Source organism: Thermodesulfobacteriota bacterium (genome assembly GCA_039028315.1).
GTDB lineage: Bacteria > Desulfobacterota_D > UBA1144 > Nemesobacterales > UBA2774 > CR02bin9.
The window spans coordinates 1-18,761 of sequence record JBCCIH010000015.1; the positions used below are offsets into that span (position 1 = coordinate 1).

The window sequence follows — 18,761 nt, forward strand, 5'->3', positions numbered from 1 at the left end:
ATCTTCTTAACTTCTCTTATTTCCTTAATAAGATTATCTATAGACTGTTTATAAATGCCCGGCATAGATTTAACTTCGACTCTTTTGTTCTTGCCCGGCATTACGAACATAGGGTATATGAAATCATCTATGCTCAGAGTTGTCTCGGCAACAAGCTCTCTTATGCCCTTAGACCTTCTTAGTCTTCTTGGTCTGTATGATGGGAAATACATGGGCAGTAGTTTAATATCTTATCTCTAAGTAAGCAATATGCTTTGATGTTTGCATGCAATAGTATAATATTTACATTCTTTAAAATTGGTAACAAACATGGAACAGGACAACAAAAGCCTAGATTTTATAAGAACTATCATTACGGATGATATAGCCAATAAGAAGAATGAGGGAAGGGTGGCTACAAGATTCCCACCAGAGCCAAACGGCTATCTTCACATTGGACACGCTAAATCTATATGTCTTAACTTTGGAGCGGCCAAGGAATTCGGCGGCACCTGCAATTTAAGATTTGATGATACCAATCCCACTAAAGAAGAGACAGAGTATGTTGAATCCATTATGGATGATGTTAAGTGGCTTGGTTTTAAGTGGAACGAGCTCTTCTATGCCTCTGACTATTTTGATCAGCTTTATGGCTATGCAGTTCAGCTTGTAAAAGATGGAAAAGCATATGTGGACAGTCTAGCCGCAGATCAAATAAGAGAATACAGAGGCACACTAAGTGAACCGGGAAAAGAAAGTCCGTTTAGGGGCCGCACTGTTGAAGAGAACTTAGAACTATTTGAAAAGATGAAAAAGGGCGACTTTAATGAGGGCGATCATGTGCTTAGAGCAAAAATTGATATGGGTTCAGACAATATAAACATGAGAGACCCAATTATGTATAGGGTTCTTAAACAGTCTCACCATAGAACCGGTGAGAAATGGTCCATATATCCTATGTATGATTTTGCCCATGGACAGTCTGACTCAATCGAGCGAATAACTCACTCACTTTGCACTCTTGAGTTTGAAGATCACCGTCCTTTGTATGACTGGTTTATAGATAACTTGGACATATATGCTCCCCGGCAGATCGAGTTTGCAAGACTAAATCTTACTTACACCGTACTTAGCAAAAGGAAACTCATGCAGCTAGTAAGTGATGGCCACGTCGAGGGCTGGGATGACCCCAGAATGCCTACAATATCAGGACTAAGAAGAAGAGGCTATACACCTGCATCTATAAGAAACTTCTGTGAGACCATTGGTGTTACTAAACATGACAGCATAATAGATGTAGCTCTTTTAGAGCATAGCTTGAGAGATGATTTAAATAAAAATGCGCTAAGGGTTATGGGAGTGCTAAACCCACTAAAAATTGTAATAACCAATTATCCTGAAGATCAGTCAGAAGAGCTTGATGCTGTAAACAATCCAGAAGATGAGAGCGCAGGAAAAAGAAAGGTACCGTTTTCCCGCGAGCTGTTTATTGAAAAAGATGATTTTATGGAAGATCCGCCGAAGAAATTCTACAGGCTTGCTCCAGGAAGAGAAGTAAGGTTCAGATATGCATATTTTATAACCTGCACTGATGTTATTAAGGATGAAAACGGTGAGATAGTTGAGCTTCATTGCACATATGATAAAGAGACCAAAGGCGGCAATGCCCCTGACGGCAGAAAAGTGAAAGCCACTATTCACTGGGTATCTGCCAAGCATGCAATCAAAAGAGAAGTGAGGCTATACGACAGACTATTCACTGTGCCTGACCCAGAGCACAACAAAGAAGCAAAGGACTTTATCGAACTGCTAAACCCGGATTCTCGAAAAGTTCTTAAAGACTGTTATCTGGAGCCGAGTCTTTCGGATGCACAGCCAGGTATAAATTATCAGTTTGAAAGAATTGGATATTTTATCGCTGATTCTAAGTTGTCCGATAAAGGTGAGAGGGTTTTCAATCGAACCGTAACACTAAGAGATACATGGGCCAAGATGAAAGCAAAATAGTTTATGCGCCTTGCTGAAGCCCGGCACGCTCAATCTTTACGCCATTTAAATAAATATTATCTTCACCATCTACTGCCAAAGTGCCGCTGGCAATTAGCTTATGGACGGCATAAGGAAAAATTGTCCATTCTGCCTGTTCTCTAATTTTTTCATTCAATGCATCTTTGTCAGATTCGCTATAACCTTCAAGGAATATTGGTTTGGACTGAAGAATCGAAGGGCCAAAACGCTCATTTTCTCTTTGGAGATATACAGTTGCTTTAATTGACCGCTCCCCAGCTCTAAGTGCCTGAACTGAAGCATCAACTCCTTTGACTAAATATTCTTTAGTAATATCACCAGGGTAGAGATTTATTACTTTGTTTCTATATCTATTTAGAAACAAAGAGCTCAAACGTCTTCTATATCCGGCCAGAACTATCAAGTCCGGGCGACACATAGATTCTACTAAAGAGATAACAGCCGCATCATAGTAGCTACGAGCCTTCTCATCATTTGGGTCTTTTCCTATTAACTCAAAAAACTTCTTTGAACTTAAGTCTGCTACTAAGACCCCGTATTCCTCTGCAATCTGTGCACCTTTGCAGCCGGGGACATTTGTGAATACGAGATCAATCCTGCCGAAGTGGTTATCGCCCATTTTTTCGAGCCTTTTTTGCTCTTCGTAAATAGCAATAAAATTTGTCCCCGAGCCCGACAAAAACACTGCAACACTCATCGGCTTACTAGCTGGTTTGTAGATTAACTCTACTTCAGGTTTATTCATATCAGCATCTATCCATCAGAAATCATTTGCAATATTAATAGGTTCAGGGAAATTATATCACTATGAGTAACCCAGTTCAAAGACTGCTTACAGCAATAATTGCCGTGCCTATCATGTATGTTATTTTTTTGATAGGTGGGCTTTTATACCTTCTTTTTTTCCTAGCTATTATTCTGGTAGGCCAGCTTGAATATCAAAAACTACTTGAATCAAAGAGTCTTCCGAATGAAAAAATCCTTGGAATTATATCATCTCTTCTTTTGGGACTGTCCGCGTATCTGGGCTACTACTACTTTACTTTCTGCTTTACAGTTGTTGTATTAGTAATACTAATATTAGACCTAAGAAAAGGTGATTTTAGTCAGACAGTAACCAATATAGGTGCCACTCTCTTTGGAGTTATCTATTTAGGTTGGCTCCTGGGGCACGCTGTGCTGCTGCGCAATATTAATCAGTATGAGAATATAAGAGAATTCTCGCTTAATACGCTCGGTCTAGTTGATCCAGGCTTTTTCTTAGTCGTATTTGCAGTAGCATGCACTTTTTTAAACGATACCGGCGCCTACTATACTGGGAAAATGATCGGCAAGCGCAAACTGGCGCCTAAGATAAGCCCAGGCAAAACAATAGAAGGAACAATTGGCGGTATAGTGGTATGCATACTCACGGGCCTAGTTGTAAATTATCTATTTGGAAGTCCTCTAAGCTCTGATTGGACCATAGCCTTTGCGCTCATAGTAGCCATTGCTGCAATACTTGGCGACTTAGTAGAATCGTCAATTAAACGAGGCGCTGGGATTAAAGATTCAGGTGATATTGTTCCTGGACACGGCGGGGTCCTAGATCGCTTTGACAGTCTTATTTTTGTATTTCCAGTCTCATATTACTTTATTATTATTTACTACAGTATTCATGGCGTTTTATAGAATAATTTTTTAATGTTCTGGGATAATTGACTGTAATAAACGTTCTATGTTAATCTGACTTCTAAACTATGTTAGAGGGTGAATATCACATATTGAATCAAATAAATCGGCGCACCTATAATGACTAATCCCCACTCACATATTAATACTCCCTCTCTTGAAAGTATTAAAGAGGATGGATCCACTCTTAGACTTAAGATAAAAGGCTCTTTAAATGCCTTTACTACTGCTAGTATCTGGAAAGAAAGCATATCTGAACTCAAGAAATCCACTCCGCGCATGCTCATTTTAGACGGCTCTGAGATAGATTACTGCGACGCTTCAGGCATTGCGTACATAACAGATCTTCGGATCCGACAGGATGAGTCAGGAGGGAGTTACAAAGTCCAGGGACTTTCAGAAGACATAGAGAAACTCTATAAACTTTTTGATCCAAAAGACTTTGAACAACCGCAAGATGAAGATGCCGAGATTAAAGAAAATGAAGTAGAAAAAGCCGGAAGGTTTGGATACGCCGCCTGGGAAGAAATAAAGATCAACATTATATTCACAGGACGAGTTACAGTAGCCCTTATAAAGGCTATTTTAAATCCTGCAAAAATAAGATGGAGAGACGTATTTGTAACTGCTGAAAAATTTGGCGCCAACGCACTTTTTATAATAGCCTTAGTAAATTTCCTGGTCGGGCTCGTTATCGCGTTTCAGTCTGCCATACCTATGAAAACTTATGGAGCTCAGATATTCGTAGCAGACCTTTTAGTTATTGCTTACTTTAAAGAACTTGGACCACTCATGACAGCATTTGTAGTAAACGGCAGAAGCGGCTCAGCATTTGCTGCAGAGCTTGGCACTATGAAAGTAAATGAAGAGCTCGACGCTCTTGATACAATGGGACTTGATCCTGTTCCTTTTTTAGTTGTTCCTAAGGTGATTGCATCTATATTTATGCTTCCGCTACTTACTGTGTTTGGAAACCTATTCGGACTCATAGGCGGAATGGTAGTTATGTTTTCGCTAGGGTTTACATTTCAAACCTACTTAAATCAACTAACGACTGCGGCTACATATGGAATGCTTATTGCCGGTCTGTTTAAGACACTATTCTTTGCAGTGATAATTGCCGGGGTAGGTTGCCTTGCGGGAATGAGAGCTTCTAAAGGGCCTTCTGCTGTTGGAGACGCTGCAACTAAAGCAGTTGTGGCAGGAATTGTGCTAATGATAGTTGTAGACGGCATATTTGGGGTTATTTACTACATTTTGGGAGTATAAAATGGCAGAGACTATAATAAACGTTACAAATTTTACTGCTGCTTACGGTGATAATGTCATCATAGATGATATAAGCTTTGATGTTCTTAAAGGCGAGAAGTTCGTTATTCTAGGAGGCTCGGGCTGCGGCAAAACAACACTTTTAAAACATTTAATTGGGCTTTACCGTCCAAAAAAGGGAAATATTCTAATAGAAGGCGCTAACATCGCTACTGCAGAGGGAAATGAGAGGATAGAGATACTAAAAAACATCGGCGTTGCATATCAGCTAGGCGCTCTATTTGGATCAATGAGCGTTATAGAAAACGTAATGCTGCCGCTTGAGCAGTACACAGAGCTTAGCAAAGAATCTAGAGAGCTAATTGCAAAAATGAAGCTTAACTTAGTTGGCCTTGGAGGCTCAGAGGATAAAAGTCCATCAGAGCTTAGCGGAGGCATGATAAAAAGAGCTGCGCTTGCAAGGGCAATGGCTCTTGATCCTGATATTTTATTTCTAGATGAGCCCTCCGCAGGACTTGATCCGATTACATCCGCGGAGCTGGATGAGCTAATAAATCAGCTCGCAAAAAGCCTTGGTGTAACTTTTGTAATTGTAACTCATGAACTAAACAGTATTTACAATATCGCTGATAGGGTTATTATGCTAGATAAGAGTATTAAAGGAATAATTGCGGAAGGTAAGCCTGATTACTTAAGAGATAACTCTGATATACCGGTAGTACAGAAATTTTTTAAACGTCAAACGGATGAACAGTTAGGAATATAAACAGAAGATAACGGATAAAATTATGGGCCAGAAACCTAACTTTTTTAAAATTGGACTCTTTGTAATACTAGGATCATTGGTACTTGCAACAGCCATAATAGTATTTGGTGCAGGCAAGTTCTTTGAAGAGAAATATATAGTCGAAACATACTTTGACCAGTCCGTTCAGGGACTCGAAGTAGGTGCAGCGCTTAAGTTCCAGGGAGTACAGGTCGGTAATATTAGCGAGATAGGATTTGTTTTCCAGGAATATGATACAGATTACCAATATGTGATCGTCAGAGCACAAATCTATCCTAACCGAGGCCGCCACAAAGGTAAGCCTAAGATGTTTATTGACGACACTGATAGACAAAGAGGGCTTGATAAAATGATTGAAAAGGGGCTTAGGCTTCAGCTAGCCTCTCAGGGTGTAACGGGAATCGCATTTTTAAATGCTGTGTATCTAGACCCTGAGCTTTACCCGCCGCTAAATATTGATTGGGTGCCGGCACATCCATATATTCCATCTGCCCCAGGAACAATTGAGCAAATAACCCAGACTATTGAAAAACTAACTAAAACAATTGAGAGCATTGATTTTAAGGAAATTTCAGACGACGTGGAAAATCTTGTGGTCACTCTGAATATGGCTGTTAAACAGGCCGATATTCCTCAGGTTAGTAAAGATTTCCAGCATCTTCTTAAATCTCTTGATAAAGCTGTAACCAATACAGATAAAATTATTCAAAGTAAGGACCTTAAACAAACGCTGGCTAATATATCTCAAACTACGGAAGAGCTGAAAGCTACTTTGAGACGTACTGACCGCCTTATTCAAAATAGAGAACACAATGTAGAGACTATTCTGCAAAACGTTGAACGTATATCAGAAGACGTAAGGGAGTTTATGGTAACGGTAAGAAGATATCCTTCTTGGGTACTTTTCGGCGAGCCGCCGCCTCACTTAGGGCATGATGAAAACAAGGAGGACAATCAGAAATAATGAAAATTAAATCAGTATTATATATATGCTCCTTTCTACTATTAGCTCTTAGCATTGGATGTCCTAGTATTGATAAACCTTATCCGGAGCGTACTTTCTACCTCTTTGATGTCACTCCAAGCTCAAAAAACTCAAACCCGATTCAAGGAGCCAGTATAGCTGTAAATAGATTCAGCATATCCCCTAGTGCTGATGGGAGAGAGTTTATTTACAGAACAACTGAACTAGAGTTCAAAACTGATTTTTACAACCAATTTTTTAGACCACCGGACAATTTGTTAACTGAGACCACAAGACAGTGGATCAATCAGTCAGGAGTTTCTCAAGATGTCCTTAGTCCGGCTAGCAGAGCTGTGCCTGAATTTATTATTGAAGGCAACGTAGTTGAACTTTACGGTGATTACAGAAATGAATCCGCAGCCAAAGCTATTATAAGAATCCAGATGTTCCTACTTCAAAACCAGCCCGATGGCACAGAGCCCAAGATACTATTGGCCAAAACTTATAACTCAGAGCAGCCAATTGGAGCAGCTTCTCCAACTGCCCTTATGGACGGATATAATCGCGCTCTTGAGGATATACTTGGTGAATTCGCCAAAGACCTTAGCTATCATATAAGACAGGCTCAGAAGTCATCAACCAAATCTGATTCCTAATTTTTAAAGCATTTTTATTAAGAGGAGCAATATGAGAGCAATATTAGTAATAATTTTAGTGTTATTAATAGCTGTAGTACTAGCGCCTTTTTGGTTCGGCCAAAAAGCTGAAGACGAATATAACAAACTCTTAGACACTGTCTCGGAAGTACAAGGCCTGGAAATTACCAGCAGGAGTTACAACAAAGGGTGGCTTAAATCATCGGCGCAAGTGTCTTATCAAGTTGAATACGGTAGTGATGAAAGCATAAAAGTTCTGGCAGATGATACAATATATCACGGCCCTATACCGATAGGACTTATAGGCAAAGGAAAACTAATGTTAAAACCAGTAATGGCAGTAATAGAATCAAAGGCTGAGCTTAAAACGGACTCTACCCAAGAATATGCTGAGATAATAAACGCTCTTCCGCCTCTTAGTGCGGAAACTACTATTGATTTAAATGGATCGGGGACTTATGAAAGCAAATTTGACAGCATAGATATAACAACCAAAGACAACAGAACAATAAAATGGTCAGGACTTGATGGCCTTGGGAGTTTTACTTTAAACCCTAAAAAGGCCTCCTCGGTGTTTAATTCTTCAGAGTTTATGATCGAAGATGATAATGCAATCGTCACTATAAAAGATATTAATATGGAATCAGATTTACTATATCCAACCTCAGATTTAAAAAATCCTTTGGGCAATATAAATATAAATTTTGGAGAACTTAGCTCTGAGGGGAAAAACGATGAAGGACCAAATAAAGTAGTTCTTAACAATTTTGAGATTAATGCCTCTACAGATCAAGAGGCGCAGCTTCTAAATCATAGTCACAGTGTTAGCTTTGATGAGCTTATAGTTACTGACACCAGCTATGGCCCGGGCGACTATGAGATGGAAATAAGGAATATAGACAAAAAGGCTATGGAAGTGTTGCAAGACGCACTTGCAGAGAATTACAGTGATATTGATAACAGTGATCAGTCAAATCAGCTTTTTTTAGCACAAGTTATGACAGTGCTGCCGGATTTACTTAAAAACTCACCTGAGATAGAGATTACAAAACTCTCAATTACAACAAATGAGGGAGAGATAAGCGGACATGCTATTATTTCAGCAGATGGTAATAGTTTAGATAATCCCGAGCTTGCTGCTAACCCAATATTCCTTTTGGCCGCTGTATCCGCCGAGGCAGATCTTAGCGTAACTAAAGCTCTTTTCGATAACCTTCTAAAGGACTATAAGATTGAAGAGATCATTGATGAGTTAAACCAAAGTGACGAAGAAATACCCGGCGCGAAGGAACTTGAAATCTTGGCAAATGATAGGGCGCAGTCAGAAATTGCAGAGTTACTCGAGGCAGACGTGCTTGTGCTTGAGAATGGAAAATATAGAATTCAAGCAAGCTACAGAGTAGGCCAGGTTAATCTTAACGGTAATATTTTGGATTTAGGATCTCTTATGAATCAGTTTTAAATTTAGACTCAAGCTCTCTATATGAGGGTGTATCAATCACATCCTCAAATTCCTTAAAATCAAGCATATCTTCAAAACCTAGCGTAGTACCGTTTTCTTTTAGGTGATTAAAACAGCTTTCAAGCGCTTTAGTTGCAGAGAACAGACCAGCAAGAGGGTATACAACAATTTTATATCCAAGCTCCTCAAGCTCTGTGGAACTAAGAAAAGGTGTTTTTCCTCCCTCTACCATATTTGCGAATAAAGGAACGTCATCACTAAAGGCTGAGGCTATCTCTTTTAGTTCTTCCTTACTCTGAGGAGCCTCTATAAATACAATATCTGCCCCAGCTTCATAGTAAGAGTTACCTCTTTTTATTGCCTCATCTAGGCCCAATGAGGCTCTTGAGTCCGTGCGTCCGATAATTATTAGCCCAGAGTCTTTTCGGGCCTCTTTAGCAGCGTGAATCTTCTCTACATGCTCAGACATTGAGATTACGCTCTTTCCATCAAAGTGACCGCACTTTTTGGGCCAATCTTGATCCTCCAGGATTATTCCTGCTCCGCCGATTTTGACCACCTCTGACACAGTGCTCATAACGTTTAGAGCGTTTCCGTATCCTGTATCAATATCTACAACTACCGGTATATCAACTGAGCTGATTATTCTGCTTACGCTCCATAGCATCTCGGTTGCGTTTAAGAAACCGAAATCAGGCTTTCCTAGCATAGAGGCCGATATCCCAAAGCCGCTTGTGAATGCTACTTTAAACCCGATTTTTTCTGTGAGTTTAACACTAAGACAGTCATGCACGCCGGGAAGCACCAATATTCCGGGCTCGGATAGGATTTCTCTTAATTTATTGCCTTTAGTCATATCTACGTATTAGGCTAACTGGAAAAATAGCTTCAGGCTATTGGACCTAATTTTGATTGAACTAGCTTACTCTTTATGATAGTTTTGAAACATGGAGTCAGGGTATATATCTGGTAATTCAGACACAAAAAAAGATATAAAGCAGAAAAAGCCCAAAACACTTGCAGAAAGAAAAGTGCCGCACGGACTTAAGAGTATTGATATAATACATCTGATCGAAGCCCTTGAAGGTATAAAGCTGGACTTTGATCACCTCTATTATTACGAGCACACAGGCCTAATTGTGCCAAGCCTCAAAAAATCACAGGGTAGGGGAGTTCCAAAGCTCTATTCTACCCAGGATTTTATTGTACTCAGGTGGCTAATATCTCTTCAAAAAAATGGCATAGCTGTAAACCGATTCAGAGACATACTTGATTTTATCAAAGAAAAAATGCCGGATGTTCTCAATACCCCCCAGAACTGGGAACTTATTACCGACGGCAAATCAATTAAGTTTGTTAACAAGATTACATCTAAGAGCTTTGAGCTTGCAAAGGATACTAGTCAGTATCTTTTCTCTTTCCCGGAAAGTTAGAAATTTATTTAGTAATCGATAGAGTAGCCCGCTCTGCTTTCGAGCCTTCAGATACAACATCTGGAATGGAGGTAAAGGATATGCGAAGAGGGGCCGACTCTGATGCCTCGTGCATTGAGCCGAAATATATGCTGTTCATACCGTAGCGCTCGTTAATTTTATCCACTGCCAGAGCCAGCTTATCCTTTTTAAACTCATTTGAGAAAAGAGAGTAGCTTGTCTCGCCTATCGGGGTAAGTTCAGATAAAACAATGGCAGCGCTAAGAGGGGTAAGCCCTGTGGGCCGGTGTTTCCAAATCTCTGAAAAAGCATAAATCATGCTCTGGGTGTCGTGGCGCTTTCCTATTTTAAGAGTTTTTTTCCAGCTATTTTGAGCATCAAAATATTTCACCTTAATCGTTATCCTTCCGGCCAGGTACTTAAGCCTCCTAAGCCTAAAAGCGGCTTTATGTATGAGCCTAATAAATACAGCCCGCACCTTCTCTTCAGTTCTCATATCAGGCGCCATCACATGGGAGTGACCAACAGTTTTTCTCTGAGTCTCTTTAACCGGCACTTCTTCGCCGGCCAATAGAAGGCTAAGACGCTTTCCCCCTATATTACGCCAAATATCCAAGAACCTATCCCCTGATAAGGAATAAAGATCCTCTACGTTGTGGATACCGTGCTTTTGAAGACGGACCTGCATCCTGCTTCCTATTCCTGGCAGATCCCCAAGAGATAGCCCATAAAGGGCGCTTGGCAGATCGTCTTTTGTTATAACAGTAAAACCGTCTGGCTTTTGCATCCCGCTTGCAACTTTTGCTATAAAGCGGTTGGGAGCTATACCGACCGAGCAGCGAAGATACTCCCCTGCATTCTCTTTGATGGATTCCTTTACTTTATGACCTAGAGAAACCGCATTGTCATAGCGCCTATGTCTTCCCGTAAGAACACACGACATCTCATCAATTGAGTGAACGCTGTCTATAGGCAAAACTTTTCTTACAGCACTTACTATTTTGTTATGGCAATCGATGTATAGAGTTGGCCTTGCCTCTACAACATTTAGATCGCGGCAGAGCCTTTTTGCAGCACCAACACGGGTGCCGGTCTTTATTCCAAACCTCTTGGCCTCGTAGCTTGCGGCAATACAGCACGTAGTATCGGCCATCACAGGAACTACAACCGTAGGAAGTCCCCTTAGCTCAGGGCGCAGCTGCTGCTCCACTGAGGCAAAATATGAGTTCATATCGAGAAAAAGAAAATCAAGAGTTTTATCTGAGTGCTGATCCATAAATATCTTCCCCAACAAAATAATTATGGACGCTTTTTAGAACTACGCCAAGGGGGTTTTATTGCAAATATTGATAAATAGAGATTTGGGCAAAATAGGGCGTGAAAAAACTGTGAAGTATATTACTCATCTAGAAATTCAATAGACTCTTCAAACTCCTCCGCCATGCTTGGGTGGCCATGACGGTTGGCGGCTTCTATACCTTTAGCGTAAGAGTCTTTTGCTTTTTCGGTATCCCCAATTCGCATATAGCACTCAGCCATCATACGGTATACCGCACCCTCATCGTCTTTTAGCTTTAAATATTCGTTTATTTGCGCAATTGCTTGTTCGTACTGCTCAGATTTAAAGAGCTCATTTGCAAGTCCGTAGTGTCCCAAGGGATTTTCTGGATTTTTTTCTATTGCTTTTCTTAGCTGGTCGATCCTAATATTGCTCATTTATAAAGACATCTCCACATGAGATAATTTCATATGATTCTAGCATAAGATGATATTGCGACAAGGTTGTAAAAAAATTAAACCTCAGAAATATTGATTGTTTATATATATCCTGCATACTCATATGCGAGCAATTAACCTGAGATAAAACAGCTTGATAATTGGTGGATAATGTATAGAAAAATTTTAGATTTCTTATTTCAACTTATAGCCGTAAGACAGTACCTAATATTCACAGGCATGTTTTTTGTGCTAACAGCGCTGTGCCTCTACATTCTGGACGTGCAGTTAAGACCACAGGGCTGCGGAGATATGATCTCCCTTGAGTTGCTATTTACCAAAAGCGCGATGAGCGATTTCCTTGGCTCCTGCGGAGAAGACGGAGTGAGGGCGCATCTAATTCTGCTTTGGGTTGACTATATCTTTGTAATTGCTTATGTAGGTTTTATGGCAAACCTGCTGGGATCACTGCTTAGGAAAATCCACTATGAGAGAGCGCTGACATTATTCTCAATACCGATTATCGCAGGTGTCTTAGATTTTATAGAAAATACACTCTTGCTCTATCAGCTTCAAAATATTGATAAATTGAGCGGCGCTTTAGTATTTATTACCTCCATTATTGCACTTGTGAAGCTAATACTTATAGTTATTGCTATAGTTCTGATTCTTTATTTTTTATTCAGTAAGAAACCGGCACAGAGTTAAATAAGTTTTAATCTTGGCTATGCCAGTCCATGCCTCATAGAAAACTTAACTAGATCAACAAGGTTGTGAATCTCAAGTTTTTTCATGATATTGGCCCTGTGAGTCTCGACAGTTTTCACACTTATTGATAATTCCTTTGCAATTGCGCTGTTACTAAAACCATCTATTATCAAGCCAAGAACTTTTTTCTCCTTATCGCTAAGAACTTTAATTTTTTCCCCTTCCTTGTCTAGTTTTTCCAATATAACTTCGGGCGCTTGATATAGTGGGCTTTTATAAACGCGGTTATCTTCGACACACAAGATTTGGAAAAAGAGACTCTATCTGAGTGTATCTGTACAATAAATAGGGGTGGATTATGGTTTAGGAAAAAGATAATGGAAGTATTTATTACCGAGCAGTTGGCTATTAATAAAAGCTCTACAAATTTAACTCCTGCAATTCCTTCCTTCACCAGAAGAGAGCTTGAGATAATACAGCTAGTAGTAAGTGGTCAAAAGAACAGAGAAATTGGTGATAAGCTCTTTATCAGTGAAAAGACAGTAAAACATCACTTAACAAAAATATTCAGAAAGCTCAATATTAACAGGCGAGTTCAACTCAAAGGTTTAATATAGATATCGGCTCATTATTAACGTATTCGATATTCAGCAGCTATTTTATGCCAATTGTACAATAAGCTTATACGTGCTAGAATGTAGACTCCCAAGGACCAGAAAAGGGAGGATATCTATAATGAGATGTTGGAAATGGCGGCAGCTTATCTTACTTGTGTTCACAGCCGGATTAATCACTGGCTGTGCTAATCTTCAAGCAATACAGGATTTTAGTGTTGGCACTTCGGATTTTGCAAATTCATATGACAGAGTCTATCCAGGAACTTATGATACCTGTCTTACCAGCGCAGAAATCAGAAATGTAATAATAGAGCTTGGAGAAACTCCATCAAGAGCTCCTCTCACGCAGCTGGAAGACGATAAAGGAATGTGCGCCCCATATAAACCGACAACAAAGGCATTTAGCGAAAGCGCAAAGGCGCTTTATGATTATAGCCAAGCTCTTGAGCTAGTAGCCCAGCAGAATCAAAGCCCTTCATTTAGAAAAACCCCTTTTATTCCTAGATTTCAAGGCATTGATCCTAACATAGTGGACACTGTACCTGAACTTGGTAACAGCAAAAAACAGGTTGAGTTAGTAAATCAGTGGGAGCCGTATTTTAAAACTTTCTTTGCTCAAAAAACACCACAAGAAGTAATTTTGGAAACCGGTCCTTATGTAGATGCTACATTAGAGTTGTTAACAGAATTTAGCAATATTTATCAGATTCAGCTTGATGACTATGAAAGAAATATTACCGTACTTGATAGAGTGATTGAAGACACTGGCTCAAGCGATGTGATTAAAAGGACTTTTGTGATTAACAATAGCCGGGATAAAGACTCACGGCAGGAGCTTTTAAAAAACTACAACCAGGCACTTATCTCAGTTATAGAATCACAGAAACGTTTATTCCAGCGCTCAGAGCTTGACTCACCTCATTACAGTGACCCGATATTTCAGCAGGATATGCAAGAATTTCTGATCAATATCTCAAATCTCGTGCAGCAGTCGAAGCTAATTGCAGAATAGGGCAGCAAATACTATATAAGGCTTAGGGGCTATCGTCACTGTTTGTTGTATGAGATTTTATAAATAATACCCTCTAAGTCATCTGATACGTATAGCTCACCCTTTTTGCCCACAAGAATATCAACAGGCCTTCCATATTTTTTAGTCGCAGTGAGCCATCCGGCAGCAAAATCCAATGTTTCTATAGGCTTGCCATCTTTCATCTTTATCCTAACAACTTTATATCCCGTTGGAATAGAGCGGTTCCAAGATCCGTGATATGCCACAAATAAATCACCGCTATATTCTTCAGGAAACATTTCGCCTTCATAAAATGATAGACCTAGTGGAGCTGAGTGTGCTTGAATTTCAACCACTGGAGCTATCGTGCTCTGACACCTGTTAGGGTTACCATAATCAGGATCAGGAATTTTATCGCCGTAGCAATATGGCCAGCCATAATCTTTGTTTTCACTAACTATATTTACTTCATCAGGAGGAAGATTATCACCGAGCCAGTCTCTCCCATTGTCAGTTGCCCAGAGCTCACCGGTTACGGGATGCCATGCAATTCCAACAGAGTTTCTAAGCCCCCTGGCAAAAATCTCTCCATTTTTGCCGTCAGGATCAAACCTCATTATAGTTGCTCTTCTCTCGTCTTCAATACACACATTGCAAGAAGAGCCGATTGAGACGTACATTTTCCCATCAGGCCCAAAAGATACTGTTCTAGTAAAGTGCCCCTTTGTCGGCAGATCGGGGACAAGAATTTCTTTTTCACCTAAGTCATTGTTTAAACCATTATATTTAAACCTAACGATTTGATTTGTCTCACCTATATATAGGTATCCATCATGAAATGCGATTCCATGTGGGCGTTTTAGTCCTTTAGCAACAACTTTATTGCTTATAACTGTGCCGTTCTTCTCTGAAAGTGCTACAACAGTGCCTTCCCCAATAATTGTTACAAACAGTCCTTGGTCCGGACTAAGTGCCATAAACCTGGGCGAGCCTAAATCTTTAGCATATTCCTCAATAACAAATCCTTCGGGCACAGTTATTTTATCAGCAGAAGCTAGTGATATACTGGGGATAAAGATTGAACAAAATAGTAATATTAAGCACAGTGAGTTCTTATTAGTCATAGAAAATATTTTAGCTGGGAAATATTAGAATTTATACAAAAAAATACTAGATAAGAAGGTCTTTATCTTTCTCAGATTCAGCATCCAGATTAAAAAGCAGGTCATTCTCGAGCAAATTCTCTGTAGTGCTGTCAAAAGTAGTTAAAACTCTGGCGTTATCGAAATTAAAAGTCTTTATAAACTCTTTTATAATCGATTCCTCAATATCTTCAACCGCTACTTCATCCCTACCTAGCCAGCCGGATACTGAAGTCATTTTTACATCAGGGATACCGCATGGAACAATCATATCAAAATAAGAGAGATCTGTATTTACGTTCAGGGCAAATCCATGATAGGTAATCCATCTTTTAACTCCTACGCCTATTGATGCGATCTTATGCCCATCAACCCACACGCCCGTTAGACCTTCAATTCGGTTAGCCTCTATTTCATATCCTGCGAGTACTGAAACAATAAACTCCTCAAGACCCCTTAAATACTTATGAAGATCACGGCCCTTAGAGTTTAAGTCCAATATTGGGTAGCCAACAACCTGACCCGGACCATGAAAGGTAATATCTCCGCCTCTACTTATCTCTTCAAAGTGTATGCCCCTCTCTGAAAGATACTTCTCATTGATTAAAAGATGTCCTTTATCGCCTTTGCGTCCTATGGTGAAAGTTGGCGGGTGCTCAAGTAATAAAAGGGTATCACCTATTTCCCCATTTTTTCTTTTCTCGATAAGCCGCATTTGAAGATCAAGTGCATCTTTATATGCTACCAAACCGATTTTATAAACATTTAGGGTATTCATAGATAAAATTCCAGCAAATTATGAATTTCTAGCACGGCCCATTGCGGCCAGTGCTGCCTCCATTACTGCCTCAGAGAGAGTAGGGTGAGCATGAGAAGTTATAGCAATTTCAAGCGGAGTGGATTCTAAGGTTCTCGCAACTCCTATCTCGGCTATAAGCTCTGTTGCACCATGTCCAATTATATGTGTGCCAAGTATTTCTCCTGTTCTCTTATCTGAAATCATTTTTACAAAACCATCTGTTTCGCCTGTACCAACGGCTTTTCCAACCGCTCTAAATGGAAATTTGCCCACGCTATATTCGTAACCAAGCTCCTGCACCTGCTCTTCTGTATAGCCTATATTTGCAACCTCGGGCTGACAGTAAACACAACCAGGAATATTGTTGTAATGAACCTTGCTATCAAGGCCTGCCATCATTTCCACTGCTGCAACTCCTTCCTCTGACGCTTTATGAGCCAGGAGTGGGGGTCCAATAATATCCCCTATTGCATAAACTCCGTCACAAGTGGTCATATATTGATCATCAGTCTTTATAAACCCTCTTTCATCAAGCTCAATATTTAATTCACTAAGCCCTATATCTCCGCCTTTTTTGTAAAAACTAAGTGAAGTAGGAGCATCATTTGCAACTGGTCTTCTACCAACAGCAACAAGCACCATTGAAGCGGTTATTTTGGTCTCAGCTTGGTCTGAAACATTTTCAAGTATTACATCAACAGTTTTCTTTTTCTTATTGATATCTTTGAATTTTGTGCCGGTAAGAATAGTCATACCACTCTTTTTAAATAGCCTCTGAAGCTCCATTGCAATTTCTTTGTCAGCACCCGGAATTATGGTGTCCATCATTTCAACGATTGTCACTTTACTGCCGAATGAATTGTAAACATATGCGAACTCAGCCCCTATATAACCTCCGCCAATCACCACAACTGATTCTGGCACGTCACGGTGAAATATTGCCTCATCACTAGTCATTACCAGCTTTCCGTCAATTTCTAGTCCAGGAAGTGTGACAGGAACAGAGCCTGTAGCTATCATTATTTTATCCGTGTCTATTTCAACCTGACCAGAATCACTTGTAACTCCAACCTTGTTTTTAGAAATTAATTTACCTACTCCGTTAAAAAGGGTTATTTTATTCTTTTTAAATAGATACTCTACACCCTTATTAAGTGTAGATGAGGCTTTTCTACTCTTATCTATAACTTTAGAGAAATCATAAGAAAGTCCTTTATGTTGTATACCAAACTCCTCTGAATGATTGAAATATTGGTACACCTCTGCGCACTTTAATATTGACTTAGATGGAATACAGCCCCAATTAAGACATACTCCGCCGGGTTTATCTCTTTCTATAACAGCTACCTTCATTCCTAACTGCGCGGCTCTTATTGCCCCAACGTATCCACCAGGTCCTGATCCAATTACTGTAAGGTCAAATTTTTCCATGGATGTGTATTATATATTCAATAACACCGCGGTCAATCTTTTTGGCTTGAAATTTGCAAATATTCTTATCGTCATGAATCCAATCTCCTAGAGCAATATCAAAAATAAGGTAATATGTATTATATGTTAAGAAAATTGACTATAAACTCTAGACTGCTGTAAAATTTGATAAAAATGAATAAAACACCCGAAAAGAAACAAAATAAGAAGATTGAACAAGAGCTTGAAAACAAAGAGTGGATAGAATCGCTAGACTACGTACTTGATAGTTCTGGTGAGGAGCGAGCCGCTAAGCTTATAAAAAAATTACAAATCCATGCCCAAAAAAGAGGCGTAAAGCTGCCGTTTACAGCAAATACTCCTTACATAAATACAATTCCAGTTGAAAAGCAGCCTAAGTATCCTGGCGATCCTGAAATCGAATGGAGGATAAGAAGCCTTATACGCTGGAACGCTATGGCTATGGTTGTAAGAGCCAATAGACTAGAAGAAGGAATTGGAGGCCATATTTCCACTTTCGCCTCAGCAGCGGCCCTATATGAAGTAGCATTCAATCATTTCTTAAGAGGCAGAAACGAGAACCACGAGGGTGATATAGTCTATTTTCAGGGACACGCTGCCCCAGGCATTTATGCAAGAGCATTTCTGGAAGGAAGACTCAGCATTGAAGACCTGCAAAATTTCAGACGGGACCTAGTTCCCCAAGGCGGTCTTAGTTCATATCCGCACCCTTGGCTTATGCCTGAGTTCTGGCAGTTCCCCACTGTCTCAATGGGCCTTAGCCCGATTATGGCTATTTATCAGGCAAGATTTAACCGCTACCTTGAAGACCGTGGGCTTAAAAAACACTCTGACGCAAGAGTATGGGCGTTTTTAGGAGACGGTGAGACAGATGAGCCAGAGACCCTTGGAGCTATTACTCTGGCCTCTAGGGAGCATCTGGACAATTTAATATTTGTGGTTAACTGCAACCTTCAGAGGTTAGATGGCCCGGTTAGAGGCAATGGCAAAATTATCCAAGAGCTAGAGGCAATCTTCAGGGGCGCAGGCTGGAATGTTATAAAGGTTCTATGGGGAAGCAATTGGG

The 18,761-nt window shown here is 40.0% G+C and carries 21 protein-coding genes; 12 read left to right on the plus strand and 9 right to left on the minus strand.

Features of this window, described 5'->3' with window-relative positions; all coding sequences use genetic code 11:
- Positions 1–212: porphobilinogen synthase (locus AAF462_01985; protein MEM7007883.1), on the minus strand; the 212-nt coding region annotated here is incomplete at its 3' end.
- 97 nt (positions 213–309) lie between these two features.
- On the opposite strand from AAF462_01985, the gene AAF462_01990 reads away from it, so the two are divergent.
- Positions 310–1,986 (plus strand): glutamine--tRNA ligase/YqeY domain fusion protein, encoded by a 1,677-nt coding sequence (locus AAF462_01990; protein ID MEM7007884.1) that lies wholly within the window; start codon positions 310–312, stop codon positions 1,984–1,986.
- 1 nt (position 1,987) lies between these two features.
- On the opposite strand, the gene AAF462_01995 is transcribed toward AAF462_01990, so the two are convergent.
- On the minus strand, positions 1,988–2,752 hold the full coding sequence (locus tag AAF462_01995) for a formyltransferase family protein (protein ID MEM7007885.1): 765 nt from the start codon (positions 2,750–2,752) through the stop codon (positions 1,988–1,990).
- Between the two features lie 62 nt (positions 2,753–2,814).
- Between AAF462_01995 and AAF462_02000 the strand changes: the two genes are divergently transcribed.
- From AAF462_02000 to AAF462_02025, 6 genes are all read left to right on the plus strand, one after another.
- Entirely contained in the window at positions 2,815–3,678 is an 864-nt protein-coding gene (locus tag AAF462_02000) for a phosphatidate cytidylyltransferase (GenBank protein MEM7007886.1), read from the plus strand.
- Between the two features lie 120 nt (positions 3,679–3,798).
- A complete protein-coding gene (locus tag AAF462_02005; GenBank protein ID MEM7007887.1) occupies positions 3,799–4,947 on the plus strand; it encodes an ABC transporter permease in 1,149 nt (382 codons plus the stop codon).
- 1 nt (position 4,948) lies between these two features.
- Positions 4,949–5,713 carry an ATP-binding cassette domain-containing protein gene (locus tag AAF462_02010; GenBank protein MEM7007888.1) on the plus strand — a complete coding sequence of 255 codons (765 nt, stop codon included), beginning with the start codon at positions 4,949–4,951 and terminating at the stop codon, positions 5,711–5,713.
- A 22-nt stretch (positions 5,714–5,735) separates the two neighbouring features.
- Complete coding sequence (locus tag AAF462_02015) at positions 5,736–6,698, plus strand: MlaD family protein (GenBank protein MEM7007889.1); 963 nt, start codon at positions 5,736–5,738, stop codon at positions 6,696–6,698.
- Positions 6,698–7,354 (plus strand): hypothetical protein, encoded by a 657-nt coding sequence (locus tag AAF462_02020; GenBank protein MEM7007890.1) that lies wholly within the window; start codon positions 6,698–6,700, stop codon positions 7,352–7,354. The genes AAF462_02015 and AAF462_02020 overlap by 1 nt, the downstream gene beginning before the upstream one ends.
- A gap of 31 nt (positions 7,355–7,385) precedes the next feature.
- Entirely contained in the window at positions 7,386–8,816 is a 1,431-nt protein-coding gene (locus tag AAF462_02025) for a YdgA family protein (protein ID MEM7007891.1), read from the plus strand.
- On the opposite strand, the gene AAF462_02030 is transcribed toward AAF462_02025, so the two are convergent.
- Complete coding sequence (locus AAF462_02030; GenBank protein ID MEM7007892.1) at positions 8,800–9,672, minus strand: oxaloacetate decarboxylase; 873 nt, start codon at positions 9,670–9,672, stop codon at positions 8,800–8,802. The two genes, AAF462_02025 and AAF462_02030, sit on opposite strands and share 17 nt — an antisense overlap.
- 91 nt (positions 9,673–9,763) lie before the next feature.
- On the opposite strand from AAF462_02030, the gene AAF462_02035 reads away from it, so the two are divergent.
- Entirely contained in the window at positions 9,764–10,249 is a 486-nt protein-coding gene (locus AAF462_02035; GenBank protein ID MEM7007893.1) for a hypothetical protein, read from the plus strand.
- A 4-nt stretch (positions 10,250–10,253) separates the two neighbouring features.
- Here AAF462_02035 and AAF462_02040 read toward each other — a convergent pair whose 3' ends face one another.
- Positions 10,254–11,525 (minus strand): DNA polymerase, encoded by a 1,272-nt coding sequence (locus AAF462_02040; GenBank protein MEM7007894.1) that lies wholly within the window; start codon positions 11,523–11,525, stop codon positions 10,254–10,256.
- Positions 11,526–11,647: 122 nt separating this feature from the next.
- Positions 11,648–11,965: a tetratricopeptide repeat protein gene (locus AAF462_02045; GenBank protein MEM7007895.1), complete on the minus strand. Its 318-nt coding sequence runs from the start codon at positions 11,963–11,965 to the stop codon at positions 11,648–11,650.
- 171 nt (positions 11,966–12,136) lie between these two features.
- Here AAF462_02045 and AAF462_02050 point away from each other — a divergent pair, with 171 nt between their 5' ends.
- Positions 12,137–12,673: a hypothetical protein gene (locus AAF462_02050; protein ID MEM7007896.1), complete on the plus strand. Its 537-nt coding sequence runs from the start codon at positions 12,137–12,139 to the stop codon at positions 12,671–12,673.
- Positions 12,674–12,690: 17 nt separating this feature from the next.
- On the opposite strand, the gene AAF462_02055 is transcribed toward AAF462_02050, so the two are convergent.
- Positions 12,691–12,915 carry a LuxR C-terminal-related transcriptional regulator gene (locus AAF462_02055; protein MEM7007897.1) on the minus strand — a complete coding sequence of 75 codons (225 nt, stop codon included), beginning with the start codon at positions 12,913–12,915 and terminating at the stop codon, positions 12,691–12,693.
- Positions 12,916–13,050: 135 nt separating this feature from the next.
- Here AAF462_02055 and AAF462_02060 point away from each other — a divergent pair, with 135 nt between their 5' ends.
- A complete protein-coding gene (locus AAF462_02060; GenBank protein ID MEM7007898.1) occupies positions 13,051–13,290 on the plus strand; it encodes a LuxR C-terminal-related transcriptional regulator in 240 nt (79 codons plus the stop codon).
- 118 nt (positions 13,291–13,408) lie between these two features.
- Positions 13,409–14,302: a hypothetical protein gene (locus AAF462_02065; GenBank protein MEM7007899.1), complete on the plus strand. Its 894-nt coding sequence runs from the start codon at positions 13,409–13,411 to the stop codon at positions 14,300–14,302.
- Between the two features lie 35 nt (positions 14,303–14,337).
- Here AAF462_02065 and AAF462_02070 read toward each other — a convergent pair whose 3' ends face one another.
- From AAF462_02070 to lpdA, 3 genes are all read right to left on the minus strand, one after another.
- A complete protein-coding gene (locus AAF462_02070) occupies positions 14,338–15,336 on the minus strand; it encodes a sorbosone dehydrogenase family protein (GenBank protein ID MEM7007900.1) in 999 nt (332 codons plus the stop codon).
- Positions 15,337–15,472: 136 nt separating this feature from the next.
- Entirely contained in the window at positions 15,473–16,222 is a 750-nt protein-coding gene (gene lipB, locus AAF462_02075; GenBank protein ID MEM7007901.1) for a lipoyl(octanoyl) transferase LipB, read from the minus strand.
- Between the two features lie 18 nt (positions 16,223–16,240).
- Positions 16,241–17,674 carry a dihydrolipoyl dehydrogenase gene (gene lpdA, locus AAF462_02080; protein ID MEM7007902.1) on the minus strand — a complete coding sequence of 478 codons (1,434 nt, stop codon included), beginning with the start codon at positions 17,672–17,674 and terminating at the stop codon, positions 16,241–16,243.
- 174 nt (positions 17,675–17,848) lie between these two features.
- Between lpdA and AAF462_02085 the strand changes: the two genes are divergently transcribed.
- Positions 17,849–18,761 (plus strand): pyruvate dehydrogenase (acetyl-transferring), homodimeric type (locus tag AAF462_02085; protein ID MEM7007903.1); only part of this gene is annotated, 913 nt, incomplete at its 3' end.